Source organism: Candidatus Pelagibacter sp. HIMB1485 (genome assembly GCF_052048055.1).
Taxonomy (GTDB): domain Bacteria; phylum Pseudomonadota; class Alphaproteobacteria; order Pelagibacterales; family Pelagibacteraceae; genus Pelagibacter.
The window spans coordinates 51,141-77,129 of record NZ_JBNAIN010000001.1; the positions used below are offsets into that span (position 1 = coordinate 51,141).

Annotated in this window: 25 protein-coding genes; 9 read left to right on the plus strand and 16 right to left on the minus strand. The window is 28.4% G+C overall.

Going from position 1 to position 25,989, the window contains the following annotated elements; all coding sequences use genetic code 11:
* Positions 1-14: 14 nt before the first annotated feature.
* From ACTTA4_RS00295 to ACTTA4_RS00310, 4 genes are read right to left on the minus strand one after another with little or no spacing between them, the layout of a single operon-like run.
* Positions 15-1,217: a hypothetical protein gene (locus ACTTA4_RS00295; RefSeq protein ID WP_440633040.1), complete on the minus strand. Its 1,203-nt coding sequence runs from the start codon at positions 1,215-1,217 to the stop codon at positions 15-17.
* Positions 1,218-1,245: 28 nt separating this feature from the next.
* The gene (locus tag ACTTA4_RS00300) at positions 1,246-2,436 is read right to left on the minus strand and encodes a class I SAM-dependent methyltransferase (RefSeq protein WP_440633041.1); all 1,191 of its coding nucleotides are present in this window, start codon (positions 2,434-2,436) and stop codon (positions 1,246-1,248) included.
* Between the two features lies 1 nt (position 2,437).
* A complete protein-coding gene (locus tag ACTTA4_RS00305; RefSeq protein WP_440633042.1) occupies positions 2,438-3,322 on the minus strand; it encodes a dihydrodipicolinate synthase family protein in 885 nt (294 codons plus the stop codon).
* A 45-nt stretch (positions 3,323-3,367) separates the two neighbouring features.
* The gene (locus ACTTA4_RS00310; RefSeq protein ID WP_440633043.1) at positions 3,368-3,868 is read right to left on the minus strand and encodes a J domain-containing protein; all 501 of its coding nucleotides are present in this window, start codon (positions 3,866-3,868) and stop codon (positions 3,368-3,370) included.
* 16 nt (positions 3,869-3,884) lie between these two features.
* Between ACTTA4_RS00310 and ACTTA4_RS00315 the strand changes: the two genes are divergently transcribed.
* Together ACTTA4_RS00315 and ACTTA4_RS00320 are read left to right on the plus strand one after the other, a co-directional pair.
* A complete protein-coding gene (locus ACTTA4_RS00315) occupies positions 3,885-5,960 on the plus strand; it encodes a S9 family peptidase (protein WP_440633044.1) in 2,076 nt (691 codons plus the stop codon).
* A 100-nt stretch (positions 5,961-6,060) separates the two neighbouring features.
* The gene (locus tag ACTTA4_RS00320; RefSeq protein ID WP_440633045.1) at positions 6,061-6,507 is read left to right on the plus strand and encodes an Hsp20 family protein; all 447 of its coding nucleotides are present in this window, start codon (positions 6,061-6,063) and stop codon (positions 6,505-6,507) included.
* A gap of 41 nt (positions 6,508-6,548) precedes the next feature.
* On the opposite strand, the gene ACTTA4_RS00325 is transcribed toward ACTTA4_RS00320, so the two are convergent.
* On the minus strand, positions 6,549-6,854 hold the full coding sequence (locus tag ACTTA4_RS00325; protein ID WP_440633046.1) for a hypothetical protein: 306 nt from the start codon (positions 6,852-6,854) through the stop codon (positions 6,549-6,551).
* A 127-nt stretch (positions 6,855-6,981) separates the two neighbouring features.
* Between ACTTA4_RS00325 and ACTTA4_RS00330 the strand changes: the two genes are divergently transcribed.
* Positions 6,982-8,292: an NCS2 family permease gene (locus tag ACTTA4_RS00330; RefSeq protein WP_075506462.1), complete on the plus strand. Its 1,311-nt coding sequence runs from the start codon at positions 6,982-6,984 to the stop codon at positions 8,290-8,292.
* A gap of 38 nt (positions 8,293-8,330) precedes the next feature.
* Here the strand turns inward: ACTTA4_RS00330 and ACTTA4_RS00335 are convergent, their stop codons facing one another.
* Positions 8,331-8,864, minus strand: a complete 534-nt coding sequence (locus tag ACTTA4_RS00335; RefSeq protein WP_440613739.1) for a phosphoribosyltransferase — start codon at positions 8,862-8,864, stop codon at positions 8,331-8,333.
* Between the two features lie 28 nt (positions 8,865-8,892).
* Here ACTTA4_RS00335 and ACTTA4_RS00340 point away from each other — a divergent pair, with 28 nt between their 5' ends.
* Positions 8,893-9,189, plus strand: coding sequence for a DUF1330 domain-containing protein (locus ACTTA4_RS00340; protein ID WP_440633386.1), 297 nt, complete (start codon positions 8,893-8,895; stop codon positions 9,187-9,189).
* Here the strand turns inward: ACTTA4_RS00340 and ACTTA4_RS00345 are convergent.
* Together ACTTA4_RS00345 and ACTTA4_RS00350 are read right to left on the minus strand one after the other, a co-directional pair.
* A complete protein-coding gene (locus ACTTA4_RS00345; protein ID WP_440633047.1) occupies positions 9,176-9,811 on the minus strand; it encodes a DNA-3-methyladenine glycosylase family protein in 636 nt (211 codons plus the stop codon). The genes ACTTA4_RS00340 and ACTTA4_RS00345 overlap by 14 nt on opposite strands.
* The gene (locus ACTTA4_RS00350; protein ID WP_440633048.1) at positions 9,804-10,685 is read right to left on the minus strand and encodes a DMT family transporter; all 882 of its coding nucleotides are present in this window, start codon (positions 10,683-10,685) and stop codon (positions 9,804-9,806) included. Before ACTTA4_RS00350 ends, ACTTA4_RS00345 begins: the two co-directional genes overlap by 8 nt.
* Before the next feature lie 33 nt (positions 10,686-10,718).
* On the opposite strand from ACTTA4_RS00350, the gene msrA reads away from it, so the two are divergent.
* From msrA to ACTTA4_RS00370, 4 genes are read left to right on the plus strand one after another with little or no spacing between them, the layout of a single operon-like run.
* Entirely contained in the window at positions 10,719-11,162 is a 444-nt protein-coding gene (gene msrA, locus ACTTA4_RS00355) for a peptide-methionine (S)-S-oxide reductase MsrA (protein ID WP_440633049.1), read from the plus strand.
* Position 11,163: 1 nt separating this feature from the next.
* Positions 11,164-11,976 carry a rhodanese-like domain-containing protein gene (locus ACTTA4_RS00360; RefSeq protein WP_440633050.1) on the plus strand — a complete coding sequence of 271 codons (813 nt, stop codon included), beginning with the start codon at positions 11,164-11,166 and terminating at the stop codon, positions 11,974-11,976.
* A 3-nt stretch (positions 11,977-11,979) separates the two neighbouring features.
* Complete coding sequence (locus tag ACTTA4_RS00365) at positions 11,980-12,975, plus strand: efflux RND transporter periplasmic adaptor subunit (protein WP_440613734.1); 996 nt, start codon at positions 11,980-11,982, stop codon at positions 12,973-12,975.
* A gap of 4 nt (positions 12,976-12,979) precedes the next feature.
* The gene (locus ACTTA4_RS00370; protein WP_440633051.1) at positions 12,980-16,102 is read left to right on the plus strand and encodes an efflux RND transporter permease subunit; all 3,123 of its coding nucleotides are present in this window, start codon (positions 12,980-12,982) and stop codon (positions 16,100-16,102) included.
* Here the strand turns inward: ACTTA4_RS00370 and ACTTA4_RS00375 are convergent.
* Complete coding sequence (locus tag ACTTA4_RS00375) at positions 16,099-16,710, minus strand: transglycosylase SLT domain-containing protein (protein ID WP_440633052.1); 612 nt, start codon at positions 16,708-16,710, stop codon at positions 16,099-16,101. The genes ACTTA4_RS00370 and ACTTA4_RS00375 overlap by 4 nt on opposite strands.
* A gap of 44 nt (positions 16,711-16,754) precedes the next feature.
* Between ACTTA4_RS00375 and ACTTA4_RS00380 the strand changes: the two genes are divergently transcribed.
* On the plus strand, positions 16,755-17,465 hold the full coding sequence (locus tag ACTTA4_RS00380; protein ID WP_440633053.1) for a 2,3-bisphosphoglycerate-dependent phosphoglycerate mutase: 711 nt from the start codon (positions 16,755-16,757) through the stop codon (positions 17,463-17,465).
* Here the strand turns inward: ACTTA4_RS00380 and ACTTA4_RS00385 are convergent.
* From ACTTA4_RS00385 to polA, 7 genes are read right to left on the minus strand one after another with little or no spacing between them, the layout of a single operon-like run.
* Positions 17,443-18,132 (minus strand): sugar phosphate nucleotidyltransferase, encoded by a 690-nt coding sequence (locus tag ACTTA4_RS00385; RefSeq protein ID WP_440633054.1) that lies wholly within the window; start codon positions 18,130-18,132, stop codon positions 17,443-17,445. The two genes, ACTTA4_RS00380 and ACTTA4_RS00385, sit on opposite strands and share 23 nt — an antisense overlap.
* A gap of 3 nt (positions 18,133-18,135) precedes the next feature.
* Positions 18,136-19,077, minus strand: a complete 942-nt coding sequence (locus tag ACTTA4_RS00390) for a phosphotransferase (RefSeq protein ID WP_440633055.1) — start codon at positions 19,075-19,077, stop codon at positions 18,136-18,138.
* 12 nt (positions 19,078-19,089) lie between these two features.
* Entirely contained in the window at positions 19,090-19,542 is a 453-nt protein-coding gene (tsaE, locus tag ACTTA4_RS00395; RefSeq protein ID WP_440633056.1) for a tRNA (adenosine(37)-N6)-threonylcarbamoyltransferase complex ATPase subunit type 1 TsaE, read from the minus strand.
* Positions 19,526-20,812, minus strand: a complete 1,287-nt coding sequence (ahcY, locus tag ACTTA4_RS00400) for an adenosylhomocysteinase (protein WP_440633057.1) — start codon at positions 20,810-20,812, stop codon at positions 19,526-19,528. Before ahcY ends, tsaE begins: the two co-directional genes overlap by 17 nt.
* A 42-nt stretch (positions 20,813-20,854) precedes the next feature.
* Positions 20,855-22,396, minus strand: coding sequence for a sensor histidine kinase (locus ACTTA4_RS00405; protein WP_440633058.1), 1,542 nt, complete (start codon positions 22,394-22,396; stop codon positions 20,855-20,857).
* Positions 22,396-23,103, minus strand: a complete 708-nt coding sequence (locus tag ACTTA4_RS00410; protein WP_440613724.1) for a response regulator transcription factor — start codon at positions 23,101-23,103, stop codon at positions 22,396-22,398. Before ACTTA4_RS00410 ends, ACTTA4_RS00405 begins: the two co-directional genes overlap by 1 nt.
* A gap of 55 nt (positions 23,104-23,158) precedes the next feature.
* Positions 23,159-25,933, minus strand: coding sequence for a DNA polymerase I (gene polA, locus ACTTA4_RS00415; protein ID WP_440633059.1), 2,775 nt, complete (start codon positions 25,931-25,933; stop codon positions 23,159-23,161).
* Positions 25,934-25,989 lie beyond the last annotated feature (56 nt).

The following is a 25,989-nucleotide window of genomic DNA, read 5'->3' on the forward strand; positions in this document are numbered from 1 at the left end:
ATTAAATGTAATTATTAATTGTTATTTTTATCTCTTTTTCTTGCAATTAATTGGGTTAAAGAGTCCACCATCGTGTCCGAAGCTTTAAATATCTCATTGTTTTTAAATTCGTGAGAGATGTTTTTTTCAGAATTAGTTTTATCTTCAATAACTATACCTTCATTAGGAGAATTATTTTTAATATAAATTAATAATAACCATTCCTCATCAGGAGCCTCATCCCACTTAACAAATATCTCACCTGTTTCAAATCTTCTATCAATACATCGAAAGATAGACATATGTCTTGTGATGTGTCTTTTATTTAATTGGAAAACTAAACTACTGGCACTCCTATAAAAGCTTTCAAGAGCAAATTCAATTTTTTGTCTTGCTAATGTATATTCTTTTTCTTTCCTTAATAATGTTTCCCTATCCTCATTACCTTGAATTTTAACACCTAACGCCTCTACTCTCTCTCTAATTTTTTGATCTCTTATTATTCGATATTTTTCTTTTAATTTCTCAATTCTCTGCTGAAGTCCTGCATAATCTTCTCTCTTTTCTTTTAATGATATTTTTTCTAGTTTTTCTAATTCTTTAACTTCTCTTACTCTAAATTTTTCAATCTGCTTTTCTAATTTTAATTGTTGTAAAAATTTCTTTTGCTTTTCAGCTTGTTCAATTCTTAATAAAGCCTGTTCTTTTCTTAGGAATAATTTAATCTCTTTTGTTCTTTGTTTTTCTAATCTAATCTCTTCCTTTAATACCTGTTCATTAAGCTTTAATTTTAATTCTTGTTCCTTCTGCTTCTTTTGTTGTAAGGCTAGTTTTTCCTGTCTCTCTCGCTCTTGTTTTTCAAGTTTTATTCTTCTCTGCTCATCTTTTTTAAGAGTTTTATAATTACTGATTGTTTCAGATATTTTATCAAAAAATGCCTGAATATATTTTTCTATATTGAAATTTATTTTGAATTTAAATTCAGGTTTTAGTGAATTTTGAAAATTAATTATTTTTAAAAGAAAACTTTTTTCTTTAGGTTTATTTAGAATTTTTTTTTTTGTTTTTTCTTTTACTTTTGAAGTATTTTTTTTTTTAGCTTTAACTTTATTTTTTTTGTTAATTTTAGATTTTATTTTTTTTACTTTAGAAATTTTTTTAGATCTTTTTGATTTTAATTGAGATTTTTTTTTACTTTTTTTAATAGATTTATTTTGTTTTTTTTTTATTTTTTTCATTTAAAGGAATTTATTTTTTATCAATAAATTATTGATAAATATAGTCTCTTGTAACTGGTGTGGAAGAATAGTTTTTGGTTAGCTGAAACTGATATACAACTTGGTCTCCCCATTTAAAAGCCATTTCACAACCCGCTAAATAGAATTCCCACATTCTAAAAAAACGCTCATCAAACATGTTAATAATTTTATCTTTATTATTTATACAATTTTCTTTCCAATGCCTTAACGTATGAGAATAATGCATCCTTAATACCTCAATATCAGACACAATTAAGCCAGCTTTTTCAATTGGAGTGGTAACTTCACTTAAACTTGGAGTATAACCACCTGGAAATATATATTTTGTTATCCATGGATGAGGGTCTCTTGGAGGATTGACTGATCCAATAGTATGAATTAGTGAAACTCCATCATCTTTAAGAAGTTTTTCAACTTGTGAGAAAAATTTTTTATAAAACTTTCTTCCCACGTGTTCAAACATTCCAACACTTACAATCCTATCAAATTTTTCATCGAGCTCCCTATAATCCATTAACCTAAATCTTAATTGATTTTCTAAATTAAGTTCTTTAGCTTTTTGTTTGCAATATTTTAATTGATTTTCTGATAATGTTATTCCAGTGACTTCACAATTAGCTGATTTTGCAATATCAACTGCTAAAGATCCCCATCCACATCCAATATCAAGAACTTTTTGGTTTGGCTTTATATTTAATTTCTTAATTATGTGTTGAATTTTATTATTTTGGGCATCCTCTAAAGTATCATTTTCATTTTTGAAATAAGCACATGAGTATTGTCTTTTAGGGTCTAAAAATAAATCATAAAGATCATCTTTAATATCATAATGATGTGAGACATTCATTTTGGATTTTTTTATAAAATTGAAATTTGTTAGATATCTATATGAACCCCTCAATCTGTTAATTAAGTAACTAAAAAAATTTAATTCTCCTCTTCCAAAATTCATCAAAGATAAATCTAAAAAATCTGTGAGACTTCCATTCTCAATGACTATATCTCCATCAGTATAAGCTTCCCCAAAGTAAAGGTCGGGATGAAATAAAAGTTTATAATGAAGTTTTTTATTTAATATTTTAACTTTTATGGGATTTTCCTTCTCCGGATTTCCAATAATATAACTTTTAGAATTTGCATCGACCAATATAAATCCATCTTTCTTAAAAACACTATTTAAGAACCTTGCTAACTGCATTTTATGCTGCCATTGATGATTTTAATGAAAAACTAAATTTTTCTAAATTATTTAAAAGATCCACCTCTTCATCTTTATTAAGAATTCTTAAAGGTGGGAGTAAATTTTCATAAAAACTATCTTTATTCTTATAAAAAGTGTGTAAGCCAGAAATTAGGTTATATTTTTCAAATGTCTCTCTTACATCGCATAATTGGGTATTAACTTCTTGCTCTCTTCCATCTTTAAAGTCATCATATACTTTTCTAGCAAGTTTAGATGTTGCGTTACAAGTTGCTGTAATTATTCCTGTACAACCTAATTCAAGTCCCTTCAATAATTTAGATTCAGATCCTGGCATAACAGAAAAATTATCTAATTTTAAATTTTCAAAAAGATTATATGAGCTATCTTTTACACCAATAATTTGTTCTGGAAAATTTTTTACCAATTTTTCAACACACTCTACACTAAATTTATATCCACAAAGCTTTTCAAAATTATATAAAATAATTTTAGCTTTTGGTGATGCTTCAACCAATTTAGTATAAAAATTAATAACATCATCATCGGTATATTTATAAAATGCAGGTGGCATTATTAAAAATTTTTCTAAATTTAATGACATTGCAACTCTCATTAAATTTATTGTTTCTCCTAAAGAATTTAATCCTGTTCCAATAATAAATTTATCTTTGTATTTATTGGTTGATATTTTATTTAACAATTTAATTTTTTCCGCAACAGGAATTAGTTGAGCCTGGCCAGTGCTGCCAAAAATTGCAACACCATGGCAACCGTTATCAATCACCATCTCCGCATGTGTGATAGTTTTATCAATGTTTAGAGTTAAATCTTTATTCAAGATAGACATTGATGCTGCATATATTCCATTGATATTGCTCATAAATAAAATTTATATAAAAAAAAAATATAGTAAAGTTTAAATTATCTAAGCTATATCTCTCAAAACTATTTCTTTAGCTTCATTTACTAATGTAGATAACCTGGAAGTTTCAGGTGAGATATCTGGATGAATTTTTTTTTGTATTTTGATGTAGGCTTTATTTACATCCTCTTTAGTTAAATTTTTTGAGGGATTTAAATTAAGTATACGATACGCTTCTTCAGTAGACATTGTATTTAAATTTGATGCAGTGTTATTAAATGAAAATCTCCCAGAATTTCTTAAAGTTTGAATTAATCTGTACAACGAAATTAATTGAAAAATTGACATACCTTTTAGTTTTAAAAGAGCTAGACTTGCAAGGGTAAATGGCAAAGTAAGTAAAAATTTACCTCCTATTGCAAACAAAACTGCAAAGATGATCAAAACTATGAATAAGAATAATCTTAAACCTTTGGATATTTTTTTTGACGCAACTTGAGTAAAAAGTCTTAATAAAAAATATAAACCAACTAAAATTAATAATGTATAAATTATAAAATTCATATATTTCCAGTTAAAAATGAAAGTACCATATCTAAAAAAAAAACCAGAGCTAAAATCTTGTCACAATGTGGAATGGGAAGATAACTATAGCTGGATACATCAAGAAAATATTTTAGAAGTCTTGCAAGACAAGACTAAGCTTCTTCCAGAAGTAAAAAAATATTTAGAAGATGAAAATGAATATACTGATTATCATCTAAAAAATACGAAAAATGTTCAAAAAATATTATTTGATGAAATTAAAGGTAGAATAAAATTAGATGATGAAAGCTTACCTTTTAAAGATCATTCATATGAGTATTGGACAAAGACTACTGCCAAAGGAAATTACTCTATAAAATTAAGAAAAAAAATTGGTTCATCAGAAATTGAAGAAATTTGGAATGGAGATAAAGAAAAAGAAAAATTAAATGTTGAATATTTCGGTGTTGGAGATTTAGAGGTAAGTAACAATGATCAATATCTTGGGTACTCACTAGATACCAAAGGTTCTGAATATTATACAATTTATGTAAGAAATATTAAAAATAATAAAATAATTTCAAAAGAAATCAAAGAAACATCAGGAAGTATAATTTTCAGCTTGGATGATAAGTATCTTTTTTATTCAAAGTTAGATGAAAATCATAGAGCTAGAAAAATTTATAGACATAAAATTGGAAATTTTGAAAGTGAAGATGAACTAATCTTTGAGGAAAAAAGTGAAGCTTTCACTGTTAGTATTGGATTAAGTTCTGATGAAAAATATTATTTCATAAATACTTCTGATCATAATACTTCAGAGCAATATTACTTTCACGTAAATGAAGTAAAACCAAATCCAAAATTAATAATTAAACGAGAAAAGGGAATTCTTTACTCTGTAAATTCATGGAATGGAAAATTTTATAATCATACAAATAAAGATGCAGAGGATTTTAAAATAGATATTTCAGAAACATTAGAAAATCAGAATTGGGAGACATTTATTCCTGCAAAAAAAGAAGTGTTAATTGGTGGACTTTCATTTTTAAATAACTGGATAATTAGATCCGAAACATCAGAAGCTCTGGATAAATTATTTGTTATTAACACTTTAACAAACAACGAAGAGGAATTAATTTTTTCTGATGAAAAAGTATGTGTTCCTGGTGTTTCATTAACACAAAAAAATAGAGACACAGATGAGATTTATGTTTCATATTCTTCACCTAAAACACCATCAAGAGTTTACAAATACAATTTAAAAACTAAATCTAAAATACTTGTAAAAGAACAAGAAATACCATCGGGCCATAATACAGATGATTATATAGTTGAGAGAATAGAGTTTAAATCCCATGATGGAAGAATGGTTCCACTTACAATTACAAGACACAAAAATACAAAAATAGACGGAACAGCAAATTTGTTACTATACGGATACGGATCGTATGGTAGTTCGATGAGTCCAAGTTTTTCTTCAACAAGGCTGAGCTTAATAAATAGAGATATTATTTGGGCTACTGCACACATTAGAGGTGGAATGGAAAAAGGAATGAAATGGTGGAAAGAAGGAAAGTTAACTAATAAAAAAAATACATTTGAAGATTATATTTATGCTGCAAAATATTTGATTGAAAATAACTATACTTCAAAAGGAAAAATAATCGGAATGGGTGGATCTGCTGGTGGTTTATTAATGGGAGCTGTTGTTAATCAAGCTCCAGAATTATTTTTAGGTATAATTATGGCTGTTCCTTTTGTAGACTCATTAACAACCAATCTTGATCACTCTTTACCACTCACAGTTGGTGAATTTGATGAATTTGGTAATGCTAAAGAAAACAAAGAGCACTTTGATTATATATTTTCATATGCTCCTTATAATAATATAAAAAAAATGGATTATCCTCATATGCTAATAACAACTAGTTTAAGTGATAACAGAGTTTTATTTGATGAACCCGCAAAATTTACAGCTAAACTTAGAGACTATAAAACTGATAATAATTTATTACTTCTAAAAACAGAAATGAATGCGGGTCATGGAGGTAAATCTGGTAGAGATGGAGCAATAGAAGAAATTGCACTCGACTACGCATTTGCATTAAAAATTTCAGAAAAAATTTAGTTTTTAAGATATTGAAATTTTTTTAATCATACCTAAATAAACTAGGTAAGTCGCCTTATGGGGCTTGCATAAAATAAACTTGCTTAAAAAGGAGGATATTATGACAAGTAAGGATCTATCTATATTTAACTCACTAAGACCTTTTTCAATTGGTTTTGACGATATGTTTGATCAATTTGAAAACATGTTGGGTAACGGAAGTTTGACAATGCAATCAAACTACCCTCCATACAACATCAGAAAAACTGGAAAGGATAATTATGCAATTGAAGTTGCATTAGCTGGTTTTAATAAAAATGATGTTGAGGTTGAGTTTGAAGATAATTTATTAACGGTAAGAACAAAACAAGTTGATAAATCTGAAAACAATGAAGTTAATGGAGAAATAATTCACAAAGGTATTTCTCAAAGACAATTTGCAAGATCATTCACTATAGCTGATGATGTAAAAGTTAACGGTGCTGAACTTAAAGATGGTCTTTTAACAATATCTTGTGAAAGAATTATACCAGAGCACAAAAAGAAAAAACTTATAGAAATTAAATAAGTTTACCCTTACTTGCGAGGATTTATCCTCGCAGGTAAAATTTAAAAACATCCGTTGGAAGCAAATCCAATTACTAACTTATCTGGATTAATCTCAAATCTTCTCTCACATGGAAAGCCATACTTCTTGGTATTATATATAAAAATAAAATTACCCTTTTCATTTTCAAAATCTTCATCAGGTTTTCCAAGTTCCATTTGTAATTTACTTGCTGATTGACCAATAAATTCACTCAACTTTTTATTTTCTTTTTGAATAGCTGCGTCTGTTTTTTGCTTAACTGTTTGACAACCAGAAACAAATAAAAAGATAAAAAATATAGTGAATAAAATCTTCAAATTTTTCATATTAATTACACTATCATTACAATTATGGCATAAATATAAACTTATGAGTTGAATTCTGTGAATAAAATGGACTTATTCAAAGTATTATCTAGCAGAATCAAATAATTATCAGACTTTAGGAGGACAAATGCTTGATAATTATTTTAATTATAAAAAACACAAAACAGATTTTAAAACTGAAGTCATAGCAGGAACCACAACGTTCTTAACGATGGCTTATATAATGTTTTTAAATCCATTTATCTTATCGGGAGAATTCGCCGGACCCGAAAAAGGTTTCTTTGATTTCGGCGCGGTATATACAGCTACGATTTTAGCAACAGCTTTAGCATGTTTTATTATGGCTTTTTATGGAAAGACTTGGCCAATAGGACTTGCACCCGGAATGGGTATTAACGCATTCGTTGCATTTGGTGTATGTGCGGGAATGGGATACACACCTCAAGAGGCACTTGGTGCTGTATTGGTAGCAGGTGTATTATTCTTAATAATATCTTTAACGCCAATAAGAGCATGGCTAATTAACTCAATTCCAAAAAGTTTAAAATTAGGAATTGGTGCAGGTATAGGATTATTTTTAGCGATTATCGGATTACAAATTATGGAAGTGGTTGTAGATGATCCTGTGACTTTAGTTAAATTAGGTAATCTTGGAGATCCATTAGTTCTTTTAGGATGTGCAACTTTTATAGCAATCATTGTTTTAGAAAAAATGAATGTAAAAGGTAACATCATCATAGGAATTTTGGTATTTAGTATCATTGCTTGGGCTGCTGGCCTTGCTAAATTTAATGGTTTAGCTAGCTCACCTCCTCCAATGACATATCTTTTTGATTTTGATCTGTCTGCTGCAATGACTGCTAGTATGTCGACAGTAATCTTCACTTTATTGTTTATCGACTTCTTTGATACAGCTGGAACTTTAACCTCTGTTGCAAACGTTGCGGGTAAAGTTGGTAAAGATGGAAAAGTTCAAGATATCAATAAAGCAATGTTATCTGATAGTGTTGGAACAGTTGCGGGTGCAATGATGGGAACTACTACTGTAACAAGCTATGTTGAGTCCGGTGCTGGTGTAAAAGCAGGTGGTAAAACAGGAATGACATCTCTTGTAATTGGTATTTTGTTTTTAGCATGTATCTTTTTTGCTCCTTTAGCAACTAGTTTACCTAAACAAATTGATGGTGCAGCTCTACTTTTTGTGTCTGTTCTTTTTGTAAGAAATATTACAGATATTGAGTGGAACGATATTTCTGAGTCTGCTCCTGCAATACTTGCAATGATAGCAATGCCGTTAACATACAGTATTAGTAATGGAATTGCCCTAGCATTTGTTTCTTACGCATTAATTAAAATATTTACTGGAAAGTTTTCAAGCACTTCTCCAGCGATATGGGTGGTTGCAATACTTAGTGTTGTAAGTTTTGCTGTAAGTTAAATAAAATCTTAACAGGGCTAGTTTACTAGCCCTGTTAACTAATTTCTTTCAATTAATTCTTCAATAGATAATTCTTCATAATGTTCAGTTGGCTGAACAATCCATGGGTCAGAATCTAGTCTTACAGGACAGAAATCTGGTTCGAAAGTTGATGATTTTTTTTTCCAAAGACAAGCAGTTTTAACTTCTTTAATAAAATCTTTTGTTTGAGGATAATTTTTTAACCACTCAATACTTTTATTTAAAGTTAAACCAGTATCAGAAAGGTCATCTATCAATAAAACTTTACTAAAATCCTCGTTATTAGCTAATGAGCTTATTTCTCTAGCAAACATAAGTTCACCTTGCTTATCTTCCATTCCTTCGCCTGAATAACTTTGAATAACAATGTAGGCTATTGGTAATTTTAAAATCCTCGATAAGATATCAAGGATCGGTGCAGCACCTCTCATAATACCAATTAAAACTGTAGGTTTGTATTCCTTGTGAATTTGTATTGCCAGTTTCTCAACAATTTTTATATATTCATCAAAAGAGATTATGAGTTTGTCAGCCATGAAGTTTAGTATCATAAGTAAAAAAATTTAAAAAGGAGAAATGATGAAGGTTTACTGGATTGCTTTGTATAAGAAGATAGATAACCAAGAAAATATTAAAAAATATGGAGCTAAAGTTACAGATATAATCAAAAGTTATGGGGGTGTACCACTAGTAAGAGGAGGAAAGTTTAATACTTTAGAGGGAGAAACTTACCCAAGAACAGTAATTTGGGAATTTCCTAGTTATGAAAAAGCTATGGAGTGTCATGACTCTAAAGAATATCAAGAAGGTTGGGCGCTCGCAAAAGATACTACCGAAAGAAACTTACAGATAGTCGAAGCTTTTAATATTGAATAGGCTCAGGATCTATACTTCTCCAAAGATACCATGTGGCTACAGAACAATATGGGGAAAATCTTTTTTGCAATAAGTTTACATAACTTTCTGGTGGAAGATATTTTTTATTATAATTTTTTGAAATAGCTCTTAGAAGTCCTATATCTTGTACAGGCCATATATCGGGACGATTATAAGTAAATAATAAAATCATTTCAGCTGACCATCTACCTATTTGTCTTAGTTTAGATAAATAAATAATTGCTTCTTCATCAGACATACCTGGAATAACTTTAGGATTAAATGTTTTGTTTAATACTTGTTCTGCTAAACTTTTTATACCCTTAACTTTTTGTCTGCTTAATCCACAGCTCTTTAATTCAAAGCTTGATAATTTATTCACTGTTTTTGCATTAATTTTGTTTTTACACTTTTTTTTAAACTTTAAAAAAACTGAGTTAGCGGCAGCTACACTAATTTGTTGACCAATTATACTTTTACAAAGAGAAAAGAAAACATCTCGCCTTGATGTAAGAACAGTTTCTGATGGTGACTTATATTTTTTAATCAAAGAAGACATAGTTTTATCTTTTTTTGATAAATACTTTTTTGCTTTATTCCAATATGATGGGGTTTTACTCATGACGTGAAACAGATAGTTTTTTTTTCAAATACATTTCTCTTCTAAATATAATTATAGATGAAACAATAACTAATAAAGCACCTAACAAAGTTTTAGAAGTTGGTATTTCATTCCAAATAAAATATCCAAATATTATTGCAAAAACTAATCCAAGATATTTTAAGGGAGAAACCAAACTAACTTCTGAATATTTATAAGATTGTGATAGCCATAAATTTGCAAGACCACCTAATATACCAACCATTGATAACAAAAATAAATCAAGTAAACTTGGCAAGATCCATCCCTGATAAAACGATAAAAAACTTAAAAGCATTATCGAGAATGAAAAGAAAAAACTAATCAACCAGGCAGGTTCGGTTGATGATAATTTTCTTATAGCAATTGCTACATAGGAAAGACCTAAACAAAAAATAATTGGGTAAATATAATACACATTTAAAGCACTAAATCCTGGCTCGGTAATAAATATTATTCCTAAAAATCCAACTAGCACTGCCATCCATCGATATAAACCAACTTTTTCATTTAATAAAAAAATTGAAAAAATTGTAATAAAAATTGGTGCGGCAAAGGAAATACTTACAACGGTTGCCAAAGGTAAATTTCTAAGTGCAACAAATATAGAAACTAAAGCTATAAGTCCCGCTAAGCATCTTTTAAAATGAAGAACAGGTCGCGTTGTTTTATAGAAATCAAAATACCGATCTTTAGGGATAAGGAATAAAATTGGGATTATTCCACAAAAGCCTCTAAAAAACAAAACTTGCCCAACTGGATAATCATCAGACCATTTAACAATTAAATCCATTAGCGAGAAAGCGCATACAGATATAAACATATAAAAAAAGCCCAATTGATTTTTTGACAACATGTGATTAACTTAGATTAATTAAGGTATTTATCAATGGAAATAGCAATTTTAGGTTTAGGATGTTTTTGGGGACCAGAAATAAAGTTCAGCAAACTTGATGGTGTTGCAAAGACAGAAGTAGGATATTGTGGAGGTAACTCTGACAAAACAAATTATAAAGAAGTTTGTTCTGGTATAACCAATCATGCTGAAGTAGTTAAGTTAGAATTTGATCCAAATATAATTTCTTACGAAAATATTCTTGAACATTTTTTTAAATTTCATGACCCCACTACTTTAAATTCTCAAGGCCCTGACTTTGGTACTCAGTATAGAAGTGAAATTTTTTATACAAACGATGATCAAAAAACTATTGCGGAAAAGATGGTAGAAAAAGAAAATATTAAACTATCTGGCAAAGTAGTCACAAAAATTTCATTAAATAAAAACTATTGTACAGCAGAAGAGTATCACCAAAAGTATCTGGAAAAGAGATAATATGTCGTTGGTTGATACAGATTGGCTAGAGAAAAATCTCGACAAAGTGAAGATAATTGATTGTTCTTGGCATATGCCTGGTGAAAATAGAAATGCTCAAGTTGAATTTGATAAAGAGCATATCCCAAATGCTATTTTTTTTGATTTAGATAAAAATTCAGAACAAGACACAGACCTTCCTCATATGCTTCCAAGCTTAGTGGCTTGGAATGACATAATTTCAGACTTAGGAATTTCAAATGATGATCAAATTGTAATTTATGATAATTCAAATGTCATAAGTTCATGCAGAGGTTGGTATAATTTCATTTATTTTGGTCATGATCCAAAATTGGTTAATGTTCTTGATGGTGGTTTTAAAAAATGGAAAAGCGAAAATAAAGAAACATCAAATATTTCAGCAAATTTAAATAAATCTAATTATGAGGGTAATGAATTAACTAAACTTGTAAAAAATAAAGTCTTAATTGATAAAAATATTTCTAGAAAAGAATTCAAAGTAGTAGATGCACGAAGTAGAGAAAGATTTGAAGGTAAAGCTCCAGATCCAAGAAAAAATGTAAGAAGTGGTTCTATTCCAAATTCGGTATGTTTACCTTTTGTAGAGGTAATAAATGAAAATAAGACTTTTAAAAATAAAGAGGATTTAAATAAATTATTTCAAGAAATATCAAAAAATTTTGAGGAAAATTTAGTTTTTTCTTGTGGATCTGGTGTTACTGCTTGTGTTTTAGCGCTTGCATATTCTTTAGTTAATACTAAATATCTCCCAACCATTTATGACGGATCTTGGTCGGAATATGGAAAAATTTAAATTATGAAAACATCAACTAAAATCACGAGTATAATCGTCATCTTCTTTTTAATTATTGCCATAGTGATTATTGGCAGAACAATGATTGGAAATCATTTTAAGAAAAAATTTAGTAAAAGACCTCCTCCTGGAATAATAGTGACCACAACACAAGAGAGAACTTTTGAAAATGTTATAAGTACATACGGAACAGCAGCACCAGTTAAAACTCAGTCATTTAAGGTTGAAAAGTATGAGATATTAAAGCCGATAGATTTTAATAAAAAAGTTAAAAAAGGCGATGTTGTTGCTAATCTTAAGAATAGGAAAATTATTGCTCAATTTGATGGGGTTATTGGAAAAAGAGAATTTTCTGAAGATTTAGAAGTATCAAAATCTTCTTTATTAATTAATTTAGAAGATACTAGCTCACTGTATTGCGATGTTGATATACCAGAAATTTTTGTTCCATTTATAAAAGTTGGCTTACCTGTTGATATAAAGTTTTCTGGATATAAAAATAAAATTTATAAAGGTGAAGTTGACTCCTTCGCAAGCAGAATAAGCCAAGACACCAGATCATTAGCTACAAGAATAAAAATGGATAATAAATCTGGAGAAATTTTACCAGGTTCATTTTTAGAAATTTCAATTAAATACAATGTTAGAGATGGTTTAAGTGCACCTGACACAAGTACAATAGTCGAAGGTGAAAATATATTTATTTATAAAGTGGATGAGAAAAATAAAGTAATGAAAACAAATGTTACTGTAGGTGATAGATATTTAGGATTTGTAGAGATTTTAGATGGATTAAATAAAGGAGATAAAATTGTTGCTGAGGGTACAAAAAAAGTTAGACCAAATTTAACGATTAGACCTATAGAAAAAGGTGCAAAGAAAAAACAAGGAAATTCTGGTTGGGGTAAAAAAAAGGGATCCAAAAAAGCTGAAGAAAAAAAAGGTAAATTTGATTGGTTAAAAAATATTTTTAAAAAATCTGAAAAAGAAAAAAAATAATTAAATGTATATAACCGAAGTTAGTATTAAACGACCTGTTGTTGCTTGGGTAATGTCTTTAATTCTAATTATTTTTGGAATATTTGTTTTTGCGGAGCTACCAGTTCGAGAACTTCCAGATGGAATACAGCCTCCCGTAGTTCAAGTTCAAACAGATTATAAATCAGCGTCAGCAGAAATTATTGATGAAGAAATAACTCAAAAACTTGAAGACGTAATAGGTGGTGCAGAAGGTATTAAAAACATCGACTCTAGTTCTTTGAATGGACGAAGCAGAATTAATATACAATTTAATACAGATATTGATTTAGACGATGCAGCGAATGATATTAGAGAAAGAGTTGCTCGTGTTGTTGACAATTTACCTAGCGAGTCTAATCCACCCCAAATTCTAAAACAAGCAGCAGGTTTCACAACTACAATGTGGGTAGCACTGACATCTCCTACATGGGACGATCTTGATCTTGGAGATTATGCCGAAAGATATCTGATAGATGCTTTTTCAAGTGTTCCAAATGTTGGAAGGATCTTAGTTGGTGGACTAAGAGAGCTTAGTGTAAGAGTTTGGATAGATCCTATCAAATTAGCAGCCAATAACCTTACAATTCAAGAGGTTGAAAGAGCTTTAAGAAATGAAAATCTTAATATTCCTGCTGGTACATTAGAGGCAAATAATAAAGATTTAACTTTAAATATAGATAAGTCTTATTCAAACATAGATACTATAAAGAAACTTCCTCTTAGAAAAAATAAAGACAAAGTAGTAATACTTTCTGATGTTGCAAATATAGAATTTGGACCTGTTTCAGAGAAAACTTTATTCAAAGCACAAAGTAAAAATGCACTCAACTTAAAAACTGTAGGAATTGGCATATACGCTAAAAGTGGTGCTTCAACAGTAGAGTTATCAAACCAAATTAAAGCCAAAATAAAAGAATTAAATAAATCACTTCCAGATGGACTAAGTTTAGAGATAGCATTTAATAGAGCAACCTATATTGGAGCTGCAATCGAAGAAGTTTATAAAAGTTTAATTATTGCTTTTGTTCTAGTTGTTTTAATCATTTATCTTTTTCTTGGAAATCTTAAAGCGGTAATTGTACCAGCTGTAGCTCTTCCTGTTAGTTTAATTGGTTCATTTCTTGGATTGTACATTTTTGATCTCTCAATAAATATTTTTGTATTATTAAGTTTTATTTTAGCAATAGGAATAATTACTGATGACTCTGTAATTATGACAGATGCTATTTATACTAGAATAGAAAATGGTGAAACACCACTAGTTGCTGCTTATAAAGGTTCTAAGCAAATTACTTTTGCTATTATTGCAACTACTTTAATTTTAATTGCAGTGTTCTTGCCCCTTATATTTATTAAAGGAATATCTGGAACTTTATTTAAAGAGACAGCCATAGCGCTATCATTTTCAATTGTAGTATCATCCTTTGTTGCATTAACTCTATCTCCAATGCTTGGAAGTAAGTTTTTAAATAAAAAAGAAAAAGTTAATTTCTTAGTTAGAAAATTTAATAATAAATTTAAATCTTTTACCGGATTTTATATTGATTCACTCAAGTACTGGATAAATAGACAAAAAACTATTTCGATATTTATAATTTTTATCGTTGCAGCATCTGCTTATCTTTTTAATTTTTCAAAAAAAGAATTACTGCCTATGGAGGATAGAGGTTCTTATTTAATAATAGGTTCGACAGATGAAGGTAGTTCATTTGAATATACTCAAGAAAAAGCTCAGATAATTGAAGGAAGAATATTAAGATTATTGCAAGCAGAAGATAGCCCATATGAAAGACTAATCATGAGAGTTCCTGGATTTGGAAGATCCGCAACATCTTATAACACTTTTATAATAATTGCTTTACTTGATGAATGGAAAAATAGAGAAAAAAATAGTCAAACTGTATTAAGAGAAGCTATTGGACAAGTGGTTTCGGTTCCAGAAACTTTTGCATTTCCAATATCTCCGCAAGGAATAAGAGTTTCAAACTACAACAAACCAGTACAGATGGTTATTTATGGGACAAGCTATGAAGAATTAGAAGATATTCAAAATAGTGTTCTAAGAGAATTAAGAAAAAATAGAAATATGTTCAGAATTGAAAGTGATTACACAAAAAACAAACCTGAAGTTAAATTAATCACAAACAAAAATCGAGCTAATGACCTAGGTGTATCTACAGAAAATATAGGTAGAACTCTTGAAACACTTTATGGAGGAAAAAGAGTTACTTCATTTAGTAAAGAAGGAAGAGAATACCCAATAATCTTACAACAATATTTAGCTGATAGACGTGATCAAGACGGATTATCAAAAATATTTGTAAGATCTGAAACAACTGGAAAATTAGTTTCAATAGCTAGTCTTGTTGAATTTGAGGAAAAAGGAACTGCAGAGGCACTACCAAGATATAATCGACAAAGAGCTGTTACAATTTCAGCTGCACTATCAGAAAATTACACACTAACTGAAGCTGTTAAATATTTAGAAGATGTAATGATAAAAGTTGCGCCTCAAAACCAAATTACTTGGAAAGGAAAATCAGAAGAATTGAAAGAAACTACAAACGAAATTTATTTAATTTTTGCTTTAGCTTTGTTGACTGCTTATTTGGTAATGGCAGCAACATTTAACTCATTTGTACACCCTTTCATAATTATTTTGACAGTTCCTTTGGCTGTATTTGGTGGTTTAGTATTTATTTTATTTTTAAATAGTTCAGTAAATATATTCTCACAAATTGCCTTGATCATTCTTATTGGTATTTCTACGAAGAATAGTATTTTAATAGTCGATTATGCCAATCAAATAAGAACAACAGGTGTTAAAATTCAAGAGGCAGTGTTGAGGGCCTGTAAGCTAAGAATTAGACCTATTATAATGACATCACTAAGTACTATGATTGCTATGATACCTTTGGTTATCGGAAATATAGGTCCTGGTGCTGGAGAAGGATCAAGATTAGCAGTTGGTGCAACTATTTTAGGTGGAATGATTATATCAACATTCTTTACTCTATATGTAACCCCTACAATGTATTTAGCATTAGCAAAAAATACTAAGCGGATTGACGCCGTAGATATAGAGCTGAAAAAACAATTAAATTAAAAAATAATATACTTACTTGTAGTTAATTTATTTTTACAATCTGATAATTGTTTTTTATAAATATTTGACTGTTTCTCAACTCTTTTAGCTAAGTTAATAATCTTCTTATTTTTTTTATAATTTTTGTAATTTCCCCACCCCTCATGGTATGCAACATATTGTCTAAAAGCATCTTTCTTTGAAACTTTTAAAATTTTCTCAGTTTTGTTTGTATACCAACCAATAAAATCTACACTATCTTTAAATCTTGTTCTTGTTGCAAATTTATTTCCAGTTTCTTCTTTGTATTGTTTCCAAGTACCTTTCACCGCTTGAGAATATCCAAAAGAACTAGAAGGTCTTTTGTAAGGAATAACTTTGAATATTTTTTGTCTTGGAGGTTTTGCCAACCTATCAAAACTAGATTCCATCTTTATAATAGCTAATTGTAAATACACAGGTGTACCCCACTTTGCTTCTGCTTTTTTAGCATGCTTATACCACAGATATCGTTCATTAAATATTGAGCAACCATCTGCAGTGTTAGATGGAATTGATGAGCAAGCAGAAAGTAAAATAAAATTAAATAATAAAAAAAAATATTTATATTTTTGAAAAAAATATTTCATTAATCTTGTAGTTTTATTTATCAAATTAATTTAAAAGGTGGAAGATGAGTTATTTAGTTTTAGTTAGACACGGTCAAAGTGTTTGGAATTTAGAAAAAAAATTTACAGGATGGGTAGATGTTGATTTGACAGAAAATGGTAAATCTGAAGCAAAAAAAGCAGGTGAATTAATTAATAAAAACAACCTAACAATAGATCTTTATTTCTCATCTGTTCAATTAAGAGCCAAAAATACATTAAAAATAATTCAAGGAGAATTAAAGGATAATAAAGTTCCTAGTGAGGCATGGGAATTAAACGAAAGACATTATGGTGCACTTACTGGTCTTAATAAAGACGAAATGAAGATAAAATTGGGGGAAGATAAGGTACATCAGTTTAGAAGGTCTTGGGATTTAAGACCTGATCCTCTAGAAAAACAAAATCCATATCATCCATGTAATATAGAAATTTATAAAAATATTCCTGAAGACAAAATACCTAGTACAGAGTCTCTAAAAGACACTTATGAGAGAGTAATAGATTTTTACAAAAAGAAAATTGAAATCATAAATGATAAAAATATTTTAATATCTGCACATGGAAATTCAATTAGAGCTCTTTGTAAGTACCTATTTAATTTGGATAATAATGTAATTTCAAAATTAGAAATACCAACAGGTAATCCTTTGCTCATTGAAGTAAATGTAGATAGAAAAGTTTTAAGTGCTAAATATTTAGACTCTGATAGAGCTAAAGATCTTTTAGTTTTTTGAAGATTTCCAAATTAGTTAAATGATAAAAATTTTGTTTGCTTTCATATCCATTTAAATCTTTGGTATCAATCAATTTGTTCCAAATTTTAGAAATTGAAAACTTTTCATTAGTTTCATTTTTAAACAATTTTTTACTTAATATCTGACAGCCGATGTAAATATAATTTTTATCTAATTCCTTAGTAATAATATTATTTTCTAAATTGAAATCGCCCTTTAAATTTTTATCAAAACTTAAATTTTTATTTACTAATAGAAGAATATTTTTTAGTTTTTCACTAAAATAGAACTCTTCCATTTTATTAATTTCATCAAAATACTCTTTTGTCCAAACAGTATCAGGATTAAAAACTATAAAATCATCTTCATTAGAATGCTTAATTAAATTTAAAATACCACCCCCAGTATCTAGAATTTCTTTTCCATCTTCTATAATTTCAATATCAATATCAAAATTTTTATCTTTAAAAAATTTTGGAAAATGATCTTTTAAATAGAATGAATTTATTAAAATTTTCTTAATTCCCAAACTTTTAATCAATTGGATGCACTTTTCTAACATTGTTACATTATGTAACTCTAACAATGGTTTGGGTGTATCTAATGTTATTGGGTTTAATCTTTTTCCATATCCTGCACATAATATTAACGCTGTATTTATTTTCATAATTTAATTGATAAATTCTGGAAAATTATTTTTTAATAATAATTTTAAATCCTTAAAAATCTTATTCTGTTTTAATCTGTAATCTATCATTTCCCATGCATAAGGGATTAATTGAATATATTTTTTTTTATTATCTCTATAAGCGAGCCTTGTAAAAATTCCAATGATTTTTAAATTTCTTAGAACTGACAGTATTTCAAAGTCTTGTTTAAATTTAATTAAGTTAATTTTTTTATTGGTTTTTATATAATAATCAAAAATCTTTTTTTTTAATCTGTTATTAGTTTTAAATCTAACATCATCTATCAATGATGCTAAATCATAAGCTTTATTTCCAATAAGAGCGTCTTGATTGTCAATTAAGCTAATTTGATTTTTAAAATACATTAAATTTGAAACATGAAAATCCCTATGTACAAAAGTAATGTTTTTATTATTAAGTTTAGATAATAATTTATTTATCTCGTTTTTAAATTTTTTTTTGAATAAAGATTTATTTCTATTTAATTTTTTTTCAACATACCAGTCACTAAAAAGTTTTGCTTCATTATATAAAATTTTATTTTTATATAATTCAAGTTTGTAATTTTGATTTAAAAAGTTTTTTATTTTTTTAGTTTTTATACTTTGTAATTTATTCAGTATGTTAATAATATTTTTAAAAAATAAATACTTATTTCTTTTTTTATTTTTTAAAATTTTAAATAACGAAACATTTCCAAAATCCTGAATTTCAATGAAGTTTTTTTTATAATTATGGCTAATCAGATTTGGTGCAGATATTCTATTTTTTATTAAAATTTTGTTGACTGCATCATAAATTAATAAATTTTTCTTTTTTTCTTTTTTTGCATAAACAACTATAGAGTTATTTTTTTTACTTCTATAAAAAGTTCTAAATGATGCATCTCCTTTAATTTTTTGCAAATCTTTTGATTTTTTCATTCTATTATATTCTTAATCGATGCCTGTGATCTCAACACTTCTATTATTTAGCTCATTTTCATAGTTAAATCTTAATACAATAACTTTTTCCTGAATATCTTTAACTAACTCTGGCCACTCAACAAAAGTAATTAAATTATTATCTTTTTCAAATATGTTTAGATCATTAGTATCTCTTTTATTTTTAATCCTAAATAAATCGTAATGTTTTATCTTCTTGGGACCTATTTGATATTCATTTAATAAATTAAATGTTGGACTTGAAACTTCCGTAATTGGAAAATCTGAACTTTTTTGAAATTCATTAATCAAATATTTTATAAATGTAGTTTTGCCCACACCCATTTCACCATATAAAAATATAATTTCTCCACCTTGCAAAAAATTTTTAAAACTTTCTGCTAAAACTTTTGTTGTTTTTTCTGAACTTATATCGATCTTGCTATTTTTAATAGCGATAGGCATCTGGTTTGAATGGGCCTTCTGTTCCAACACTTATGTAATCTGCTTGTTCTTTTGATAATTTTGTTAATTTAGCCCCAACTTTTTTCAAATGTAATGTTGCTACTTTTTCATCTAAGTGCTTGGGTAAAACATAAACTTTATTTTCATAATTTTTATGGTTATGCCAAAGTTCTATTTGAGCAATTACTTGATTGGTAAAAGATGCGCTCATTACGAAACTTGGATGTCCAGTTGCACAACCTAAATTAACTAATCTTCCCTCGGCTAAAAGGATAATTCTTTTTCCACTTGGTAATTCGATTTCATGTACTTGAGGCTTAACTTCTGTCCATTTGTAATTTTTCAATGCCTCAACTTGTATTTCATTATCAAAGTGTCCAATATTACATAAGATTGCTCTATCTTTCATATCTCTCATATGATCAGCTGTAACTATATCTTTATTTCCAGTTGCTGTAACAACTATGTCTGCTCTACTAATAGCTTCTTCCATTAAAACTACTTCATAACCTTCCATTGCTGCCTGAAGCGCACAAATAGGATCTGCTTCAGTAACAAGAACTCTAGCACCACTTTGTCTTAAAGATGCGGCACTTCCTTTTCCAACGTCACCAAAACCAGCAACTATTGCAATTTTACCCGACATCATAACATCAGTAGCTCTTCTGATGCCGTCAACTAAACTTTCTCTACATCCATATAAGTTATCAAATTTAGATTTCGTTACAGAGTCATTAACGTTTATTGCAGGAACTAACAGAGAATTATCTTTCTCCATTTTATTTAATGCTTTAATTCCAGTTGTAGTCTCCTCTGAAACACCTTTTATATCTTTCATTAAATCTTTATATTCATTGTGCATGATGGCAGTTAAATCTCCCCCATCATCTAATAACATGTTGGGTTTCCAATCAGGTTTTCCAACTATTGTTTGTTTAATACACCACAAGTACTCTTCTTCTGTTTCACCTTTCCATGCATAAACAGGAATTCCAGCTTTCGCTATTGCTGCTGCAGCATGGTCTTGTGTAGAAAATATATTGCAAGATGACCATCTTACTTCTGCTCCAAGATCTACTAATGTCTCAATTAGTACTGCTGTTTGGATAGTCATATGGAGACATCCAATAATTCTAGCACCTTTTAATGGTTTTTCTTTTGAATACTCTTCTCTTAATGCCATTAAACCAGGCATTTCACTTTCTGCGATAGAAATTTCTTTTCTTCCAAATTCAGCTTGGGAAATATCTTTTACTTTAAAATCATCCATAGCGAGCTTTATACAGTTAAGTTCTATTTTATCAACTAAAGATTACAAACTAGGAAATTGTATTTCTATCGATGCTCCTTGCTTATCGAGCCTATTGGATGCTTCAATTTTTCCATCATGAAGATCAACTAAATTTTTTACAATATTTAAACCTAATCCTGAATGCTCACCAAAATTTTCTGGTCTATTACTGTAAAAACGATTAAAAATTTTTGAAGTATCTTTCTCTTTAAATCCCTGTCCTTCATCTAAAATTTTAACTGTAACTTTTTTTTCTAATCCATTTGAAACATTCACGATTACCTCACTACCATCGTCACTAAATGAAATAGAATTATCTAATAAATTTGCAATGATTTGTTCAATCCTATTTTCAATTCCATTAATTAGATACTCTGACTTTCCATCGTTTTGATAGTTTATACTTATATTTTTTTTGAATTTATAAATGTTATTATAATCATCAACAACAGATTGGATAATTGGTTGTATATCTAATTTTTTCATTTGCTCTTTACTAAGAGCAACTTCATCTTTCAACATTTGTGAATAATCTGTGATTAATCTTTCAATTCTTTGTACATCGTGGGTAAGAATATCTAAAAGCTTATTCTGTTGATTTATATCTTTTGTATCTTTTAAAATTTCTGATGCACTTTTTAAAGATGCTAGTGGATTTCTTATTTCATGCACTAAGTCTGTTGAGAAATTTTCTGCATGAGAAATTCGTTTTTGTAATTCATTAGTCATATCCTCCATTGAATTAGATAATAATCCTAATTCGTCATTTCTATTCTTCAAATTTTCAATTCCTGTTTTGCCGGGATTTTTTTCTTTTACTCTGATTGTGTATCCAACTAAATTTTGAATTGGTTTAATAAAATATCTACTAAGTACAAAAGAAAAAATTAAAATTACAAAACCAACTGATATTGCCGTTCTAATTACAAATGCTCTTCTCTCATCTATAGCTGTTTTAATTTCATTAGCGTTCTCAGATATAACTATAAAACCTAAATCATTTTCATCACTTTTTACATTTTTAACTGTTGTAACTTTAAATTGATTTAAATTATCTTCTGTAAAAGTATAATAATTTCCATAGTTATCTGAATTGTTATACCTTTCTAATAAATCTTTAAATGAAGCTTTTGTTTCATTATTTTGGGAAGAATTATTTTCTTTGTTTTCATCTTCCTTGACTTCATCACTCAAACTTTCAAATTCAATTTTATCTAATCGTGTTGAAAAAGATCGTGGATCAAGATCTAAAGTATCAGTATCACCAATTAATTCTAATTTATTGTCAAAGAAAATAACTCTGTCTAAATTTTGAAAAATAAATCTTGTAGAAAATAAGAATTTTCTAATATCATTTTCCTGAAATTTTATATTCAATCTTTTAATATTATCAGTCGTATTATTAATAATATTAATATGATCTTCAGATTTTTTTTTTAATAAACTTGGTTCAATATTTGTAAGATAAGTAAGTGTAAATAAACCAATAATTGTAAATATTACAAAGTTTATAAAAAGAAATTTTTTAAGTATAGAAAGTGTTTTTAAGTATTTACTAAACATCAGCTAACATTCCATCTATATCCACTACCATATCTAGTTTCAATAGCTGAAAAATCAGGATCTACTTTTTTGAATTTTTTTCTTATTCTTTTGACGTGACTATCAATAGTTCTATCTTCAATATCTGTATCTTCTCTGTAAGCAATATCCATTAGTTGAGCTCTTTCTTTAATTATTCCAGGTCTTTTTGCCAATTCTTTAACAATCAAAAACTCAGTAGTTGTTAATTTATCTGGTAACTGTTTGCCATTCCACTCACATTCAAGCTGAGATGGGTCAAGTTTTAATCTACCATGTGAAATTAAGCTTTTATTTTCTTCCAATGTATTGTTTGAATCTTTTTTTCTTAATTGAACTCTTATTCTTTCAATCAAAACTTTAATTGAAAATCCTCCAGATTTTTTTACAAAATCATCTGCACCTAATTTTAATCCTAGCAACTCATCAATTTCATCATCTTTTGATGTTAAAAATATTACCGGAAGAGAAGTTTTTTTTCTTAATTTTTTAAGCAATTCTTCTCCATCCATTTTAGGCATTTTAATATCAATAACTGCTAAGTCAGGTGGCATTCTAGTAAGACCGATTAATGCACTCTCTCCATCAATATATGTTTGAACTTTGAAACCCTCTTTTTCTAAAGCAATACTAAGACTAGTTAGTATGTTTCTGTCATCATCAATTAAAGCTATAGTTTGTGTTTGCATTTTTATTTTTTATATAAAAATATTAAATTGTTCTAAATTAGGCAATTGAATATAATTAGTGAAGCATTCCCCAATTATCACCAACATTTACATCAACTGTTAAAGGGGTAGAAAAGGAATGATAATCACTTTGAGTAACACTGGTCATCTCATTCTCTATTAACTTGACCATTGCCTTCTCCTCTTTTTTTGGGACTTCAAAAATAAGCTCATCGTGTATTTGAAGAAGTATTTTTGATTTCAAATTTTTTTCTTCATTTAATTTTTTGTGTAATCTGATCATTGCTAATCTCATAACTTCAGATGCTGACCCTTGTATTGGAGCATTAATTGCTGCTCTCTCTTGAAAATTTCTTACATTAAAATTTTTATCATTTATTCCATTAAAATGAGATCTTCTTCCGAATATGTTATTTACATAGCCACTTTTTCTACAAAACTTAATTGTGCTATCCATGTAAACTTTTATTTCAGGAAATTTAGCAAAATAAGCATTAAGAAATGCTTCTGCTTCATAATTAGAAACATTTATTTGTTTTGCTAAACCATACTGAGAAATACCATAAATTATTCCGAAGTTTATTGCCTTAGCCTTCCTTCTGTGGTCTTGATTTACCTTTTTGATATCAATATTAAATATTTGGCTAGCTGTTAATGAGTGAATATCCTCATTATTTTTAAAAGCTTTTTTAAGTTCTTTAACATCTGCAAGATCTGCTAAAATTCTCATCTCAATTTGATTATAGTCTGCTGATATCAACAAATGATCTTTTTTGGCCTTAAACGCTTTTCTTATATCTTTTCCATCTTCAGATTTAATTGGAATATTTTGCAAATTTGGATCACTTGAGGCCAATCTGCCTGTTGTTGTTGCTGCTAATAAAAAAGATGTATGAACCCTTTTTGTATTTGGATTAATATGCTCTGGCAAAGCGTCGGAGTAAGTATTTTTTAATTTTGAAACCTGTCTCCAATCTAATACTAATTTTGGAAATTCATGACCTTTGAAGGCTAAATCTTCTAAGACACTTGCACTTGTTGCAAAACTTCCCTTTTTTGTTTTTTTTGTTCCTGCAATCTTAAGGTCATTATATATAATTTCTCCCAATTGTTTTGGTGAAGCGATATTGAATTCTTTCTTAGAAATTTTAAAAACTTCCTTTTCAATTTTTTTAATTTTCTTGTCAAATTTAGAAGAAAGAGAATTTAAAAATTTACTATCTACCTCAACACCTTCAATTTCCATGAACGCAAGTATTTTAATTAGTGGTTTTTCAAAAATCTCATAGATATTAAATAATTTTTCAGATTTTAAGCTTTTGACAAACTTTTTATATAACCTGAAAGTAATGTCTGCATCTTCTGCTGCATAATTTTTTGCTGCTTCTAACTCTACTTCGCTAAAATTTATTTCTTTTTTACCAGTTCCAACAATTTCTTTGAATGAAATCGTCTTATGTCCTAGATGAATATCTGAAAGAGTATCCATATTATGTCTATTCTTTCCAGCATCTAATACATAGGACATAAGCATGGTATCTTCCATTGATGAAAGTGAAATGCCAAGTTTGTAGAGAACTATAAAATCAAATTTAATATTTTGACCAATTTTTTTAACACTTGGATCCTCTAATAAATTTTTTAATTTATAAATAACACTATCTTTATTTAAACAGTCCTGAGATTTATGACCAACTGGGATATAACAAGCTTTTCCAATTTTTGAACAAAGTGAAATTCCAACTAAATCAGCCTGATGAGGGTCTAACGAACTTGTCTCTGTATCGACAGCAACTTCCCCCGCTTCCTCTGCTTCTTCTATCCACTCATCAATTTCATTAATATCTGTAATTAGATGATAATCTTTATTATTTATTGGTTTTTGTTTTTCAGTAGATTTTAAATTATTTTCAGATCCAGATAACTTTGGTTCACCATAAGCTGAAATTGCAGAACTTAATAATCTATTAAATTCCATTTCTCTTAAAAATTTATACAGTTTATCTTTATCAACCTCTTTGAGTTTAAATTCTGTTAAGTTTTTATTTACTGGAGACTTGTTGTCTAGAGTCACAAGTTTTTTACTAATTAAAGCTTTATCTTTATTCTCTATTAAAGTTTCTCTTCTTTTGTTCTGTTTAATCTCATGAGCAGAGTCTAATAATTTTTCTAGAGTGCCATACTTATTAATTAATTCTGCGGCTGTTTTCACTCCTATTCCTGGAACACCAGGTACGTTGTCACTACTATCGCCTGCTAAAGATTGAACATCTATAACTTTTGAAGCATCAACACCAAACTTTTTAATCACATCGTCCTCTGTGATAAATTTATTTTTCATGGGATCAAAAATTCGAACGCCTTTTTTATAAAGCTGCATTAAATCTTTGTCGGATGAAACGATTGTAACTTTAGCTCCTTTTTTAAGAATTTGATCAACATATGTGGCTATTAAATCGTCAGCTTCATAGTTTGGTAAATCCACAGAAGGTAAATTAAATGCTAAAACTGATTTTCTAATATATTCAAATTGAGGTGCCAAATCATCAGGGGCCTCAGATCGATTTGCTTTATAATCACTATAAATTTCATTTCTAAAGGTCTTTCTGGCTGAGTCAAAAATTACTGCAAAATGAGTTGGTTTTTGTAAATTTTGATCAGATTTTGAATCCTCTAATAATTTAAACAACATGCTACAAAATCCACTAACAGCACCTGTAGGTAGCCCATCACTTTTTCTAGTTAATGGTGGTAAGGCATAATAAGCTCTAAAAATATAACCAGAGCCGTCAATTAAATAAAAATGATCTGTTTTTTGTATTTTATTCATGAAGATTAACAAATATTACATTGCTAACAATTTCTGTATATAAAAAAATAAATTTA

Bases quoted from the DNA above. Each gene is read 5' to 3' on its own strand.
- ACTTA4_RS00360 (WP_440633050.1), top strand. From the start codon at position 11,164: ATGTCGTTGGTTGATACAGATTGGCTAGAGAAAAATCTCGACAAAGTG.
- ACTTA4_RS00295 (WP_440633040.1), bottom strand. From the start codon at position 1,217: ATGAAAAAAATAAAAAAAAAACAAAATAAATCTATTAAAAAAAGTAAA.
- ACTTA4_RS00325 (WP_440633046.1), bottom strand. From the start codon at position 6,854: ATGAAAAATTTGAAGATTTTATTCACTATATTTTTTATCTTTTTATTT.
- tsaE (WP_440633056.1), bottom strand. From the start codon at position 19,542: ATGCCTATCGCTATTAAAAATAGCAAGATCGATATAAGTTCAGAAAAA.
- ACTTA4_RS00385 (WP_440633054.1), bottom strand. From the start codon at position 18,132: ATGAAAATAAATACAGCGTTAATATTATGTGCAGGATATGGAAAAAGA.
- ACTTA4_RS00300 (WP_440633041.1), bottom strand. From the start codon at position 2,436: ATGCAGTTAGCAAGGTTCTTAAATAGTGTTTTTAAGAAAGATGGATTT.
- ACTTA4_RS00305 (WP_440633042.1), bottom strand. From the start codon at position 3,322: ATGAGCAATATCAATGGAATATATGCAGCATCAATGTCTATCTTGAAT.
- ACTTA4_RS00345 (WP_440633047.1), bottom strand. From the start codon at position 9,811: ATGAGTAAAACCCCATCATATTGGAATAAAGCAAAAAAGTATTTATCA.
- ACTTA4_RS00350 (WP_440633048.1), bottom strand. From the start codon at position 10,685: ATGTTGTCAAAAAATCAATTGGGCTTTTTTTATATGTTTATATCTGTA.
- ACTTA4_RS00380 (WP_440633053.1), top strand. From the start codon at position 16,755: ATGAGTTATTTAGTTTTAGTTAGACACGGTCAAAGTGTTTGGAATTTA.
- msrA (WP_440633049.1), top strand. From the start codon at position 10,719: ATGGAAATAGCAATTTTAGGTTTAGGATGTTTTTGGGGACCAGAAATA.
- ACTTA4_RS00320 (WP_440633045.1), top strand. From the start codon at position 6,061: ATGACAAGTAAGGATCTATCTATATTTAACTCACTAAGACCTTTTTCA.
- ACTTA4_RS00410 (WP_440613724.1), bottom strand. From the start codon at position 23,103: ATGCAAACACAAACTATAGCTTTAATTGATGATGACAGAAACATACTA.
- ACTTA4_RS00310 (WP_440633043.1), bottom strand. From the start codon at position 3,868: ATGAATTTTATAATTTATACATTATTAATTTTAGTTGGTTTATATTTT.
- ACTTA4_RS00370 (WP_440633051.1), top strand. From the start codon at position 12,980: ATGTATATAACCGAAGTTAGTATTAAACGACCTGTTGTTGCTTGGGTA.
- ACTTA4_RS00330 (WP_075506462.1), top strand. From the start codon at position 6,982: ATGCTTGATAATTATTTTAATTATAAAAAACACAAAACAGATTTTAAA.
- ACTTA4_RS00340 (WP_440633386.1), top strand. From the start codon at position 8,893: ATGAAGGTTTACTGGATTGCTTTGTATAAGAAGATAGATAACCAAGAA.
- ahcY (WP_440633057.1), bottom strand. From the start codon at position 20,812: ATGGATGATTTTAAAGTAAAAGATATTTCCCAAGCTGAATTTGGAAGA.
- ACTTA4_RS00365 (WP_440613734.1), top strand. From the start codon at position 11,980: ATGAAAACATCAACTAAAATCACGAGTATAATCGTCATCTTCTTTTTA.
- ACTTA4_RS00390 (WP_440633055.1), bottom strand. From the start codon at position 19,077: ATGAAAAAATCAAAAGATTTGCAAAAAATTAAAGGAGATGCATCATTT.
- ACTTA4_RS00375 (WP_440633052.1), bottom strand. From the start codon at position 16,710: ATGAAATATTTTTTTCAAAAATATAAATATTTTTTTTTATTATTTAAT.
- ACTTA4_RS00335 (WP_440613739.1), bottom strand. From the start codon at position 8,864: ATGATACTAAACTTCATGGCTGACAAACTCATAATCTCTTTTGATGAA.
- ACTTA4_RS00315 (WP_440633044.1), top strand. From the start codon at position 3,885: ATGAAAGTACCATATCTAAAAAAAAAACCAGAGCTAAAATCTTGTCAC.
- ACTTA4_RS00405 (WP_440633058.1), bottom strand. From the start codon at position 22,396: ATGTTTAGTAAATACTTAAAAACACTTTCTATACTTAAAAAATTTCTT.
- polA (WP_440633059.1), bottom strand. From the start codon at position 25,933: ATGAATAAAATACAAAAAACAGATCATTTTTATTTAATTGACGGCTCT.